Source organism: Peribacillus sp. NPDC096447, assembly GCF_044762725.1.
Taxonomy (GTDB): Bacteria; Bacillota; Bacilli; order Bacillales; family DSM-1321; genus Peribacillus.
Genome location: NZ_JBIWEV010000001.1, coordinates 683,158 through 696,967, shown reverse-complemented (window position 1 = coordinate 696,967; position 13,810 = coordinate 683,158). Strand labels below are relative to the sequence as shown.

Below are 13,810 nucleotides of genomic sequence, written 5' to 3'. Positions count from 1 at the left end.
TGCTACCGATAAATCTCTATGCTATGATTAAAAAGAATTTTTAACTAGACAACTTAAAAGTGCTGATAGAGGTGCGGAATTCAAGAGTAAAAACCTGGAGAAGTATGAGCTTCCATGAAAGGTTTTGAAAGGGGATGACGCCGAAGGAATACAAGACTCATACCTTGTTTTCCTGGTCTGACATTTAATAAATGGCGGATTGTCAGGGTTTATACCCTGGAGAGCTATCTCACTGTGTTTACAGTATTTAGATATGTGATCACAGCAATGAGATATTTCTCATTGCTTTTTTTATTGCCTAAAAAGGTAGAGAGGGTGCATGAGGATGGCATTAATCGTTCAAAAATTCGGCGGAACATCTGTCGGAAGCGTAGAAAAAATCAAAAATGTTGCCAATCGGGTAATCGAGGAAGCGGAAAATGGAAATGAGGTAGTCGTCGTTGTTTCAGCCATGGGGAAAACCACGGACCAATTGGTTTCCATGGCCCGGGATATTTCCGGAACCCCGAGCAAGAGGGAAATGGATATGCTATTGACTACGGGGGAACAGGTAACGATTTCCCTGTTAACGATGGCATTGATTGAAGAAGGACATGAAGCCATTTCGTATACTGGCTGGCAGGCTGGCATGCAAACGGAATCCGTTCATGGGAATGCCCGGATTTTAAACATCGATGCCACGAGGATCCAGGCTCAGCTTCAGGAGAAGAAAATAGTGGTCGTAGCCGGTTTCCAGGGGAACGATGAAAATGGGGAAATCACTACCTTAGGGCGAGGCGGTTCCGATACGACAGCGGTTGCCATCGCTGCAGCGCTGAATGCGGATCGATGCGATATTTATACGGATGTAACGGGCGTTTTCACAACGGACCCTCGCTACATAAAAGGCGCACGAAAACTCCAATCCATTTCTTATGATGAAATGCTGGAACTTGCCAACCTGGGGGCGGGCGTCCTTCATCCAAGGGCTGTCGAATATGCAAAAAATTATCAAATACCGCTTGAAGTCCGTTCAAGCATGGAGAGAGAATCAGGAACGATCATTGAGGAGGAAGCAACTATGGAAGAAAACTTAATTGTACGCGGGATTGCTTTTGAAGACAGTATTACGAGGGTCACAATATATGGTTTGCCCCAATCACTTGGTGCATTATCCACAATCTTCACAACACTTGCGAAAAACCGGATTAATGTGGACATCATCATTCAAAGCATGACTGCCGAGGATACGACCAATCTATCTTTTTCCACAAAAAGTGAAGATACGGAAGCGGCCTTGATCGTGCTGGAAAATAATAAAGAACAATTGGGATTCGACCGAGTCGAAACGGAGAGCGGATTGGCCAAAGTGTCAATCGTCGGTTCTGGTATGGTATCCAATCCGGGAGTGGCTGCCGAGATGTTTGAAGTGATGGCCAATACAGGCATCCAGGTAAAAATGGTCAGCACATCGGAAATTAAAGTTTCGACTGTCGTCAATGAAAAGGAAATGGTGAAGGCGGTTGAATCTCTTCATGAAGCATTTAAACTAGGTCAGCATGCAAATGTGCTAGCTTAAGTGTCAGGAGTCCAATAAAAAACAGACTTCCGGTAAAAAGGGTAAGTCTGTTTTAAGGGCTCATTAGATTGGATCTCTGGGATCCCATTGGATGGTGAATATCACTTTTTTTGCGCGGCGTTTGATTTCTTCCGTTGATTCGCTGAGGAATTTTTTTTGCAGTGTAAACTGCTCGGCAAGGAAACCGGCTTCAAGTTGGAAGTGACAATCAGGGTGTAAATCCAGCCGGCGGCTGATTATTTCACCCGTCAGGGATAATTCCATCTCGTGTTTCGTATACTTCAAGATTTCCAGATTGCCCCATCCAGCGCTTTGGAAAAATTCAATCACTTCCTGATCGCCATTCAATGGGAATTTTCTTGCTAATTGTTTACCTGCCCAATAGAGGATTTGATTAGAGTCTTTTCCGAGAATATCGTTCAATAGAACTTCTCTGATTAATTCGTATCCGAAAGCTGGAACCAGGAATTCTTCAGTTTGAATCTCTTCTTCTATCGCAGCAGCAATATTTTTTTTCATAATTTATCGCCTCTTTCTGTAAATCTATTATAAACGTATTTCTTTTGCAAATTATACTGTTTTTTATTTATTTAAATTACAATTGGAAAAAAATGAGAAATTATACCGGGATATTAATAGTTAAATTAGAAATTTATTCAAAATATCATCTTGACATGCAAAAAATAGCCAATTTAATCCAAAAAAATCTATTCTGAAAAAGAGATTTCTTGTATCCGTTTTCTTGACGCATATAGAAGTCAGGAGTAAAATGGACATGTCACATAATTGTAAAGGAAGTATAGAGGAGTTTTTTTGACTCTATACTGTATTTTCACGCGGAGATAAAAGGTAGCCACCAGTTTATCTTTGCATGATTTTTCACAAATTAAGGGGGGGCACTTAGTGGCAAAAAATCGTGAGTTTGGGAATCGCAGGCTTCATTCACTTCTAGGAGTAATTCCAATTGGTCTATTCCTAATTTTTCATTTATCGGTAAACTTTATGGCAACAAAAGGAGAAGAAACTTTTAATGGGGCAGTTCATTTAATTGAGTATACGCCCGTGAAGATTCTGGTAGAATGGGTCGTCATCTATCTACCGCTCATTTTCCATGCTGTGTACGGAATTTATATTGCCTTTACAGCAAAAAACAATTTAGGCAGATTTAGTTTCTTCCGTAACTGGATGTTCATGCTGCAACGTCTAACTGGAATCATAACGTTGATTTTCCTTGTTTGGCATATATGGGCAACTAGAATTCAAGCAGCTATGGGTGCTGAAGTTAACTTTGACATGATGGCTGAAATTTTCTCTAGTCCATTTATGATTGTGTTCTATATTGTTGGTATTATCTCGGCAATCTTCCACTTTGCTAATGGATTATGGTCATTTGCAGTGAGCTGGGGTCTTACAGTTTCACCAAGATCGCAAAGAATCATGACTTACTTTACATTGATCGTTTTCGTTCTTCTTTCTTATATCGGAATCAGCGCAATTTTCGCTTTCGTATAAGAAGATAGAGTTCATTTATAAGAATTAGGAAAAACATAGCTTGGCTAATGGAAATAAGGGAGTGACAGAATTGGGTAAAGGTAAAATAGTTATCGTTGGTGGAGGTCTAGCTGGATTAATGGCTACGATCAAAGCAGCAGAGCTGGGACAACAGGTTGATTTATTTTCTTTAGTGCCTGTTAAACGCTCTCACTCAGTTTGTGCCCAAGGCGGAATCAACGGGGCAGTAAATACAAAAGGTGAAGGGGATTCTCCATATATCCACTTCGACGATACAGTTTATGGCGGAGATTTCTTGGCTAACCAACCGCCGGTTAAAGCGATGTGCGAAGCAGCACCATCGATCATTCATATGTTTGACCGTATGGGTGTTATGTTCAACCGTACTCCGGAAGGTCTTCTTGATTTCCGTCGTTTCGGTGGTACTCAACATAGCCGTACAGCATTCGCTGGTGCAACAACTGGTCAGCAATTACTTTACGCATTGGACGAGCAGGTTCGCCGTTATGAAGTTGAAGGCCTTGTAACGAAATATGAAGGCTGGGAATTCCTTGGAGCTGTTATCGATGATGAGCAAACAGCACGCGGTATCGTAGCACAAAACCTGACTTCAATGGAAATCAAATCATTCCCTGGAGACGCAGTCATCATGGCGAGCGGCGGCCCTGGAATCATTTTCGGTAAATCAACTAACTCAATGATCAATACAGGTTCAGCAGCTTCCATCGTTTATCAACAAGGTGTAAATTATGCAAATGGTGAGTTCATTCAAATTCACCCGACAGCAATCCCTGGAGATGACAAACTTCGTCTAATGAGTGAATCCGCTCGTGGTGAAGGTGGACGTATTTGGACATATAAAGACGGAAAACCTTGGTATTTCCTTGAAGAAAAATACCCTGCTTATGGTAATCTAGTACCTCGTGATATCGCGACTCGTGAAATCTTCGACGTCTGCATGAACATGAAGCTTGGCATTAATGGAGAAAACATGGTTTACCTGGATCTATCACATAAAGATCCTAAATTACTTGATATTAAACTTGGCGGAATCATTGAAATCTACGAGAAATTCATGGGTGAAGATCCTCGTAAAGTTCCAATGAAAATTTTCCCTGCCGTTCACTATTCTATGGGCGGACTTTGGGTTGATTATGACCAAATGACTAACATCAAAGGTTTATTCGCTGCAGGTGAGTGTGATTACTCACAACATGGCGGTAACCGTCTTGGTGCTAACTCACTTCTTTCTGCAATCTATGGTGGTTCAGTCGCTGGACCGAATGCCGTTAAATATATTGAAGGCCTTGATAAAACTTCAGAATCCATTCCTTCTTCATTGTATGAAGGGTACGAAAAACAAGAACAAGAGAAATGGAATAAAGTCATGTCTCTTGATGGTAACGAAAATGCGTACGTCCTTCACAAAGAACTTGGTGAGTGGATGACACAGCATGTTACTGTAGTTCGTTACAATGACAAGCTGAAAGAAACGGATAACAAGATTCTTGAGCTGATGGAACGTTACAAGAAAATTAACATCAATGACACGGCAAAATGGAGTAACCAAGGAGCTGCATTCACTAGACAGCTGCAAAACATGATGCAATTGGCTCGTGTAATCACAATTGGTGCGTTAAACCGTGACGAAAGCCGCGGAGCGCATTACAAACCTGATTTCCCAGAACGTAATGATGAGGAATTCATGAAAACTACTATGGCAACATTCAAAGGCTTGGATCAAGCACCTGAATTCCATTATGAAGATATTGATGTATCACTGATCGCACCGCGTAAACGTGACTACACTACGAAACACTAAAGAGGGGGAGCAAAAAAATGGTTGAAACTAAATCTGAGACTAAAACAGTCCGTTTTATAATCACTCGTCAAGATACACCGGATTCAGCTCCTTATGATGAGGAATTCGAATTAGCGTACCGTCCGAATATGAACGTAATTTCCGCTCTAATGGAAATTCGTCGTAATCCGGTAACTGTACAAGGTAAGCACACTACAGCAATCGCATGGGACATGAACTGTCTTGAAGAGGTATGTGGTGCTTGTTCAATGGTTATCAATGGTAAACCAAGACAATCATGTACAGCTCTTATCGATCAATTGGAGCAGCCGGTTCGTCTAGCTCCAATGCGTACATTCCCTGTTGTTCGTGACCTGCAAGTCGATCGCAGCCGTATGTTCGACTCATTGAAAAAGGTAAAAGCATGGATTCCAATCGATGGAACGTACAATCTTGGACCGGGACCGCGTATGCCAGAAAAGAAACGTCAATGGGCTTACGAGTTATCTAAATGTATGACTTGCGGTGTTTGTTTGGAAGCTTGTCCGAACGTAAACAGCAATTCAGACTTCATGGGGCCACAACCATTATCACAAGTTCGGTTGTTCAACGCACATCCAACAGGTGCAATGAACAAAGCTGAACGTTTAAATACGATCATGGGTGATGGAGGACTTGCAAACTGCGGTAACTCACAAAACTGTGTGCAGTCTTGCCCTAAAGGCATTCCATTAACGACTTCGATTGCAGCGTTGAACCGTGATACTACGATCCAGCAATTCCGTAACTTCTTCGGTAGCGATGAAGTTTAATCATGAACATGAAAGAACCTGTATCTTATGATATGGGTTCTTTTTTTCATTTTTTTACATACACAGGCTTGGTTGGGAATCGAGAGAATCATAAACGATTGATAACTGGGGTTGAAGTGTAAATCCGGCACCAGGCCAACTGTGAAGGATTTGTGAAGTGAGCTTGATAATTTACCCTGCTTTCAATAGAAAATCCTTTTCATTATCGTTGTTTTCTTATAAAATGAGTGAATAGTCATTCAATTCAGAAAGGGTGTGCACAAGTTGGGCAAAATATCATATATCGATAATATAACGGAGTGGATCTATGATTTTTCTTTTAAACATGAGATTAAGATCCGCTTTTCGGAAACTGATATGTTTGGGCACTTGAATAACACGATTCCTTTTACTTATTTTGAGGAAGCTCGGATTGAGTATTTCAACAGTATGGGGTTCATGAAGGATTGGACCTCGGCTGAATGCGGTGAGATGCCGGTTGTTGCCAATTTACAGTGTGATTACCTTAAGCAGATGTTTTTCAATGATAAATTGACAATCCATGTGAAAGCTGACCATATCGGAAATTCTTCAGTGGACCTACACTATATGGGGACTAAACAAGATGGTTCAATTTGTTTAACGGGCAGGGGGACGATTGTACAAGTGTCCAAGGCAACCGGGAAGCCGGTACCATGGACGGAAGACATGAAGCGTTCGATGCTGTATACTGTGCTGGAACATTCCTAAAAATATTTCCATTTAGACAAGTAAAAGAGTCACTCGATTGCCCCAGCCGACATACTATATCTTGACTAAATAGACACCCACTCCGGGTTTTATGCTGGTGAAGGCAAGGAGGGTAACATTACTTGAAGGAGAACGAATTCACTCATAAGCCACTACTCACCAAAAGAGAAAAAGAAGTATTTGAGTTACTAGTACAAGACAAAACAACAAAAGAAATCGCAGGTGAATTGTTTATTAGCGAAAAAACAGTTCGAAACCATATTTCGAATGCGATGCAGAAGCTTGGAGTTAAAGGACGTTCGCAGGCAGTCATAGAACTCCTTCGTATGGGAGAACTTAAGCTTTAATGTGTTAACTCTTAATACGTAAGCCTTATAAATATTTTCTCTCCCGTTCATTGGCAGCATATAAGGAAGGGCAAAACAATTTGGTTGTTTTGACTTCTTTGGATGCTGCTTATTTTAATGGAGAGCGTTGCATTATGATTCCAGGTAATCAATCTTGAAAATCATTTCACTTTCAGCCAAAATGGTAGTATGATAAGTTTCATGAAGTGGGGAGCTGTGTGTATGGATGAAGAGAAGCAGGCGGCATATGTAGCCGATATCGAGAGGGAATTGCGCTATGTATCGTCATGGCTTAAGCAAAGGGGAAGAGAAATTCTCCATGATTATAAAATTACCATTCCTCAATTCGTGGCTTTGCAATGGCTTTTTGAATCAGGCGACATGACGATTGGCGAATTGTCCACGAAGATGTTTCTCGCCTTCAGCACAACGACGGATCTGATTGACCGCATGGAGAAACATCAGCTTGTCCAGCGTGTCAGGGATGAAAAGGACCGGCGTGTGGTTCGAATTCACCTTCTTGAAGAAGGTGAACGGATAATCGAAGAAGTGATTAATAAACGGCAGCAGTACTTGAGTGGCGTGTTAGTTAATTTTAACGAATCTGACATCATGTCCCTCAAAGGGATTCTAGTAAAACTACATCAAGAAATGAAAGAAAAATGAGGCGAGTTTTTTGAAACAACCGATAGGCATCATTGATTCAGGGGTAGGCGGTTTGACAGTAGCTAAAGAAGTCATGCGTCAGCTTCCAAATGAAAATATAATTTACTTAGGTGATACAGCAAGATGCCCTTATGGGCCGAGGACCAAAAAAGATGTCCAAACCTTTACATGGCAAATGACGAGGTTTTTGATGAAGAAGGAAATAAAAATGTTGATCATCGCCTGCAATACAGCGACTGCAGCTGTACTGGATGAAATCAGGGCAACACTTCCGATTCCGGTGTTGGGTGTCATCCATCCAGGGGCAAGGGCGGCTTTGAAAGTTTCTGATTCCTTGCATATTGGCGTTATTGGTACGGAAGGCACGGTGAAAAGCAAAGCATATGACGATGCGCTTGCCTCCATCAATTCCGATGTGAAAGTAGATAGTTTAGCATGCCCGAAATTTGTCCCAATCGTAGAAAGCGGGGAGTTTGAAGGGGGTATCGTCAATAGGGTCGTGGCACAAACCTTGAACCCGTTGAAGAAAACGAAGATCGATACATTGATCCTTGGATGTACCCATTATCCACTGCTGGGGCCTGTAATCTCTTCCTATATGGGGGATGAAGTACAAGTCATTTCCTCTGGGGAAGAAACGGCCCGTGAGGCAAGTGTCATTTTGGATTACTATAAATTAATCAATAAAAGCAAGCTACGCCCAGTTCATCGCTTTTATACAACCGGTTCCAGAGATATGTTTGGTTCCATCGCGTCGAGCTGGCTCGGTATTCATGTCAATACCATCGAAACAATTAAAATCGATCACTTATAAGACTTCCATTTGGAGGTCTTTTTTTCTTGTCTTGAACAGACGGTGTTAGTATCGATACGGTGATTAGATATAACAGATTCATATTTTGGAACAAGAATTTCCCTTTCAACACAAAGCCTGCTATGTCTTTTCTAGAAGTGCGAAAGGGAAAGAAGGATATGCCGAGTTTAACGAAGATTGTAGGTGATTTCATCGGTAGACAGAAAGAAGGTTCAAGGATCTGTCTTGTCGGCGGTGCAGAAATAGTGAGTGATTTCATGAGGGAAACGCAGGTGGATGAAATGATCCTGTCCATCATTCCGATTATACTTGGGGATGGGAGTCGATTGCTCAATCAGAAGCTGACAAAGATGCAGCAGTACGGGCAAATTGCCGAGCTCCATTATCAGAGGGAAAAATAATTGGTCTATTTTCCCCTAGGGCTCGTATAAATAGGAGTACAAACTGTCCTAGGAGTGATTTTATGTCCAATAAATCAAAAGTAACAATGGCTGTGACCATTCTGGCATCTTCTTTTTGGCTTTCAGGCTGCGGATTATTTGGCGGTGAAGAGAAAAAGGAAATAGATCCGCCAAAGGATGTTTCATTAGTCGAGGATGAATCTTCATTAAAAGAAACAGAAACGAATGTTGAGGAAAAGCCCGCGACTGATGGAGAAGAGGGCGCTGTTGAATCGAAAACAGTGAAGACGGAGTTATATTTAATTGATAAAAGCGGGTATGTGGTACCACAGACATTGGAACTTCCTAAATCGGAAGCTGTCGCCAAACAGGCCCTTGATTACCTTGTCACTAACGGACCTGTTACGGATAAACTTCCGAATGGATTCAGGGCCGTCATTCCTGCCGATACCCAAATAAGCGTGAACATTAAAGACGGAGTGGCTGTGGCGGACTTTTCGCCGGAGTTCAAAAATTATCAGAAAGAGGATGAACTTAAAATCCTTCAAGCCATTACATGGACACTGACTCAATTCGACTCGGTCGAGAAAATCCAAATGAGAATCAATGGGGAAGATATATCCGAAATGCCTGTCAATGGCACGCCGATAGATGAGAATATCTCAAGGTCGTCAGGAATCAATATCGATACGAGTGACGTAGTCGACATTTCCAATACCAAAGCACTCACCGTTTATTATGTAGGCGGTGACGAGGAGTACACCTATTATGTTCCGGTGACACGCAGGATCAGTGAAACGGTGTCTGATAATGTAACAGCGGTCATTAAGGAATTAACGAAGAGTCCATCGGGTTCAAGCCTGCAAACAGGGTTCATGAGTGATGTAGCTTTACTTGATGAGCCTAAAGTGGCAGAAGGTAAGGTCAGCCTCAATTTTAATGAAAATATCCTTGGAAGCTTTAAGGAGAAAAAGGTATCACAAGAAGTCCTTGATGCCTTGGTCCTTTCCTTAACGGAACAGAAAGGAATTGAAAGCGTTGAAGTGCAAGTGCAGGGCAGCGCAGATGTTCTTAATGAAGAAGGCAAGAAATTATCCGAACCAGTGGTCCGTCCAGAGAAAGTCAACACAGGTAGTTTTTAAAGCGCGATTTATATCTAGAAATCACAATGAGGCAGCCTGCAGCTGCCTCTATTTTTTTTTCCGCTATTGAATTACCACGCGGTTATTGCCCCTGTTGTGTCCATCTTAATTGTTGTTTTTAGTTGAAAACTAATTCCGCCGCCAAGCATTTCTCGTATCAAGAGAAAGTTTTTACATAAATAAATTTTTAAAAGGGGAAATTACTTTTAATCATGTAATTAATGGGGGGATATTATGGATCAAAAGGTCATTCAGGCTTTACACATCTATGTTTTGATCATTATGAATACAGGATTCATGGTACATGTCCTGCTCCTTCCCAATATATTGACCGCATCTCAACGCGACGCATGGATAAGTGTCATAATAAGTGTTGTTCCATGTATTGTTTGGACGCTATTTATTTTTTATATTTATAAAAAACTAGATAAAGAAGATATAATCTCTTTTCTGAAAAAATGGTCTACACCTTTTGTTACATATATTTTCACTATGGCATGTGGATTGTACTTTATAATTAACGCCTTCATTACCGTCAAATTTACAGTGATTTGGGCAAAATCTAATTATACTCATGACATACCAAACATCGTAGTTGTCAGCCTATTCACTTTTATATGTATTTTTGCAGGTTATAAAGGAATTCGCACCATAAGTACTTTGGCTCTCCTATTTCTTCCGGTCGTCACTTTTTTCGGGATATTTGTGGGGCTGGGGAATACGGGTAATAAGAATTACGAATTATTGTTCCCGATATTTGAAAGCGGGTATAGCAATACTTTAAATGGAATTCTGTATACGAGTGCAGGATATTTAGAAATTATCGTTTTTTTATTTTTAACTCCTTACCTGAAAAATAAGCTAAAAGCCAAGTGGCTTTTACTGGCTGGTATTATCTTAATCATTCTGACGTTAGGACCCCTCATGGGAGCGATTGCAGAATTTGGTTCTGTGGAAGCAGTGAAAATGAGGAATCCGGCTTATGAACAGTGGAAGTTGTTAAGGTTCGGCTATTATATTACTCGACTCGATTTCCTTTCCATCTTCCAATGGCTTTCAGGTGCCATGATTCGAATAAGTTTATGTTTATTTATAGGCTATAAATTAATCTCAAATTCAAAACATCAGAAGCGGATACTGCTTTCACTATATTTGTTAATTGTTATTGGAACGCTAATCCATTGGAATGCTGATTCATTTTTTAATTTTATATACAAATATTTCTTTCCAATCAGCAGTCTGTTTCTTTTAAGTGCTGCAATTATACTGTTATTTCTTATTTTAAAAAAGGGGAAAGGAAAAGGAAAAGGTGAAACATTATGAAGAAGGGAAAAATGAATGGAACTCCTTCTTACATTGACCAAATCCAAAAATGGTTCGAACATTCTTCCGATGTTGTTTTAAGAACAAAAACTTTTGATAATGAAGGTCGTTATTTGTTGGGGTTTTTATATGCGCCGAACTTAGTGGATATGCAATTTATCAATGAAGTGATACTGCCTACAATATCAAAAGCGGTTCAAGAAAATGGGGAATTAACAATTGATCGATTAAGCAATATTATGGAGATCAGTATGCTTGAAAAGGGCTCCGATCTAAAAGACGAAGTGGAAAGCATTCTTTTTTCAGGAGACCTAATCATTATTAATGAATCTTTTAATGAAATTTACTATACCCCATTAGCTAATTCACCTAAGCGCAGTCCGGAAGAATCCAATATAGAATCTTCCATTCGGGGACCTAGGGATGGATTTGTCGAGAATATATCGGATAACATGTCTTTAATTCGCCAAAGGTTAAAAACGGCATCACTTAAATGTATAGAATATACAATCGGGAAAAGAAGTAAAACTAAAATATTGCTGCTTTATATAGATGACATTATTAATCCCTCGATTCTTTTGGATATTAAAAAACGATTGGATTCATTAAAGGTTGATATCATAGTCAGCAGTTACCAAGTTGAAGAACTCTTATATGATAATCAATTTTCCATCTTCCCCTTAATGGATTATATCGGTCGACCGGACTATGTTGTTGAATCCTTGAATCAAGGGCGCTTTGCCATCCTGGTAGACGGGAATCCTACATGCTTGATCGGACCAACCAGTATTAATCAGTTGCTTTATTCTGCTGATGACGCACATGCAAGTTTTTTTTACATTAGTTTTATGCGCATCATTCGTGTAGTCGCCTTATTTGTAACCGTTACGTTACCGGGTTTTTTTATAGCGTTAGTTACCTATCAATTCGATCAAATTCCCTTTTCGCTTCTTGCGACGATTTCAATTACGAGACAGGGATTACCCATACCTGCTTCTTTGGAGGCATTCATGATGATCTTATTGTTTGAACTATTTAAAGAAGCCGGTCTTCGCCTGCCAAAAGCTGTAGGTCCGACGGTTTCTGTGTTGGGTGGACTAATTATAGGTGATGCAGCGATTCGGGCAGGGCTGACTTCACCCTCCATGCTCGTAATAATAGCTGTAACAGTTCTCTCAAGCTATACCTTAATCAATCAAAATATTGCTGGGAATATTGTTCTTATTAGGTTATTCATATTTGCTTGTTCAGCTTTTTTAGGCTTGTTTGGATTCTTTATGGGGATATTCCTTATCTTGATTGTTGTGGTTTCCTTGGAAAGTTTCGGACAGCCTTTTGTGAATCCATTTTCCAAACCAAATAAATCGGATATGTTAAAAGTCTTATTCAAGCTTCCGTATGGAGTGTTAAGGCAGCGGAATCAAGCTATACAGTCCAGTGATAATGAACCGCAAAAGGAGTCGAACAAATGAGAAAGCTAATTGCAGTCATGGTTATTGGCTGTCAACTTTTATTGACGACAGGATGCTGGGGAATGAAGGAAATTCAAGCTCAAACATATGGATCCGCTCTAGGGATCGATTATGAAGAGGGTGAATTCATCTTATACTTTCAAGCATTAAATTTTGCGGATATAGCAAAACAAGAGGGGGCCGCTGCATTACAAGAAAAATCTTCTGTTGTGATTGGGAAAGGTAAAGGGGAAAGTATCGAAGAAGCATTTACTGAATTAGAACAAAATGCAGCATTGCCACTTTATATCGGGCATATAAACTCCTTCATTTTAAGTGAGAATGTAATCAAAGAGAAAATGAAGGATTTCATTGAATATGTAGGGAAAGAGCCCTTATTGCGATACAATTCATGGCTGTTTGTTACAAACGAGGATATTGAAAAGGTTTTTGACAGTGATAGTTTCTTTAATCTTCCTAACTTATTCACGATCATTCAAAGGCCAGAGACCGTTATTAATGAGAACTATTTCATTTCCCCGATAAAATTCAGTGAACTGGTTTCGAAATTTTATCAGCCGGTGGGTTCCATTTTAATTTCCTCTATGGTCATTAATGAGCATCATTACTCAGAGGACGGAAAAGAAAAAAAGATACCAACGTTGAATGGTGGCCATGTTTTATCAAAACAAGATTATAAAGGGTTCGTAAGTAAACAAGATTTGATAGGTTTAAAATGGGTTGAAAACAAGGCGACAGTAATGTTTTTTTCCCTGAACAAACAAAAGGTAAGTGTTGAAATCATGGACCCCAAAACAAAAATCATAGTATTGGAACAACAAAAGAAACCCTTATATGAAATAGAGGTTAGAGCAAATGGAATATTGAAACAAAATATAGATAACTTGGATATGGATAAAATCGAAAAAAAGGTAGAAACAAAAGTTAAGCAAGATATTTTGAAGACATTGGAGACGGGGGGGGAAATCAATTCAGACCTATTTAACATAAGTGAAAAGGCATACAGATACCATGTCAATAAGTGGGATAATAAAATTATTAATTCCTTTGATAAGACTTCAATAAATAACATAAAAGTTAATATCCATATTGAACATAGTGAAAATTACAAACGTTAGTTTAAAAGTTTCAGGTTATTGCAGATGAGGGAGTTGTGTTAGACTTAACTTATCTGGAAAATTCAGCGGCCGTTATTGATCATGAAAGGCAGCGCTGAATTCGTCCGTTTGGCAC

At 39.9% G+C, this 13,810-nt stretch carries 14 protein-coding genes and 1 riboswitch; of the genes, 13 read left to right on the top strand and 1 reads right to left on the bottom strand.

Features of this window, described 5'->3' with window-relative positions; translation table 11 throughout:
* Positions 1 to 58: 58 nt before the first annotated feature.
* Positions 59 to 235, top strand: a riboswitch (Lysine riboswitch).
* Between the two features lie 90 nt (positions 236 to 325).
* Positions 326 to 1,558, top strand: a complete 1,233-nt coding sequence (locus ACIQZD_RS03490; RefSeq protein WP_402898210.1) for an aspartate kinase — start codon at positions 326 to 328, stop codon at positions 1,556 to 1,558.
* Between the two features lie 63 nt (positions 1,559 to 1,621).
* Here the strand turns inward: ACIQZD_RS03490 and ACIQZD_RS03485 are convergent, their stop codons facing one another.
* The gene (locus ACIQZD_RS03485; protein WP_260358275.1) at positions 1,622 to 2,077 is read right to left on the bottom strand and encodes a YslB family protein; all 456 of its coding nucleotides are present in this window, start codon (positions 2,075 to 2,077) and stop codon (positions 1,622 to 1,624) included.
* A 384-nt stretch (positions 2,078 to 2,461) separates the two neighbouring features.
* Between ACIQZD_RS03485 and ACIQZD_RS03480 the strand changes: the two genes are divergently transcribed.
* From ACIQZD_RS03480 to ACIQZD_RS03425, 12 genes are all read left to right on the top strand, one after another.
* Positions 2,462 to 3,070 carry a succinate dehydrogenase cytochrome b558 subunit gene (locus tag ACIQZD_RS03480; RefSeq protein WP_034308986.1) on the top strand — a complete coding sequence of 203 codons (609 nt, stop codon included), beginning with the start codon at positions 2,462 to 2,464 and terminating at the stop codon, positions 3,068 to 3,070.
* A gap of 70 nt (positions 3,071 to 3,140) precedes the next feature.
* On the top strand, positions 3,141 to 4,892 hold the full coding sequence (sdhA, locus tag ACIQZD_RS03475; protein ID WP_402899877.1) for a succinate dehydrogenase flavoprotein subunit: 1,752 nt from the start codon (positions 3,141 to 3,143) through the stop codon (positions 4,890 to 4,892).
* A gap of 17 nt (positions 4,893 to 4,909) precedes the next feature.
* The gene (gene sdhB, locus ACIQZD_RS03470) at positions 4,910 to 5,683 is read left to right on the top strand and encodes a succinate dehydrogenase iron-sulfur subunit (protein WP_048689018.1); all 774 of its coding nucleotides are present in this window, start codon (positions 4,910 to 4,912) and stop codon (positions 5,681 to 5,683) included.
* Between the two features lie 264 nt (positions 5,684 to 5,947).
* A complete protein-coding gene (locus ACIQZD_RS03465; protein WP_402898205.1) occupies positions 5,948 to 6,412 on the top strand; it encodes an acyl-CoA thioesterase in 465 nt (154 codons plus the stop codon).
* A 122-nt stretch (positions 6,413 to 6,534) separates the two neighbouring features.
* Complete coding sequence (locus tag ACIQZD_RS03460) at positions 6,535 to 6,759, top strand: helix-turn-helix domain-containing protein (RefSeq protein WP_028392149.1); 225 nt, start codon at positions 6,535 to 6,537, stop codon at positions 6,757 to 6,759.
* A 222-nt stretch (positions 6,760 to 6,981) separates the two neighbouring features.
* Positions 6,982 to 7,425 carry a MarR family winged helix-turn-helix transcriptional regulator gene (locus ACIQZD_RS03455; protein WP_101222835.1) on the top strand — a complete coding sequence of 148 codons (444 nt, stop codon included), beginning with the start codon at positions 6,982 to 6,984 and terminating at the stop codon, positions 7,423 to 7,425.
* Positions 7,426 to 7,435: 10 nt separating this feature from the next.
* Complete coding sequence (racE, locus tag ACIQZD_RS03450; protein WP_101222834.1) at positions 7,436 to 8,239, top strand: glutamate racemase; 804 nt, start codon at positions 7,436 to 7,438, stop codon at positions 8,237 to 8,239.
* A gap of 158 nt (positions 8,240 to 8,397) precedes the next feature.
* Positions 8,398 to 8,640 (top strand): dihydrofolate reductase family protein, encoded by a 243-nt coding sequence (locus ACIQZD_RS03445; protein ID WP_402898202.1) that lies wholly within the window; start codon positions 8,398 to 8,400, stop codon positions 8,638 to 8,640.
* 62 nt (positions 8,641 to 8,702) lie between these two features.
* A complete protein-coding gene (locus ACIQZD_RS03440) occupies positions 8,703 to 9,782 on the top strand; it encodes a GerMN domain-containing protein (protein WP_402898199.1) in 1,080 nt (359 codons plus the stop codon).
* Between the two features lie 234 nt (positions 9,783 to 10,016).
* Positions 10,017 to 11,105 (top strand): GerAB/ArcD/ProY family transporter, encoded by a 1,089-nt coding sequence (locus ACIQZD_RS03435; protein WP_402898196.1) that lies wholly within the window; start codon positions 10,017 to 10,019, stop codon positions 11,103 to 11,105.
* Positions 11,102 to 12,577, top strand: coding sequence for a spore germination protein (locus tag ACIQZD_RS03430; protein ID WP_402898193.1), 1,476 nt, complete (start codon positions 11,102 to 11,104; stop codon positions 12,575 to 12,577). The genes ACIQZD_RS03435 and ACIQZD_RS03430 overlap by 4 nt, the downstream gene beginning before the upstream one ends.
* Positions 12,574 to 13,695: a Ger(x)C family spore germination protein gene (locus tag ACIQZD_RS03425; protein WP_402898190.1), complete on the top strand. Its 1,122-nt coding sequence runs from the start codon at positions 12,574 to 12,576 to the stop codon at positions 13,693 to 13,695. The genes ACIQZD_RS03430 and ACIQZD_RS03425 overlap by 4 nt, the downstream gene beginning before the upstream one ends.
* The last annotated feature ends 115 nt before the right edge of the window (positions 13,696 to 13,810 follow it).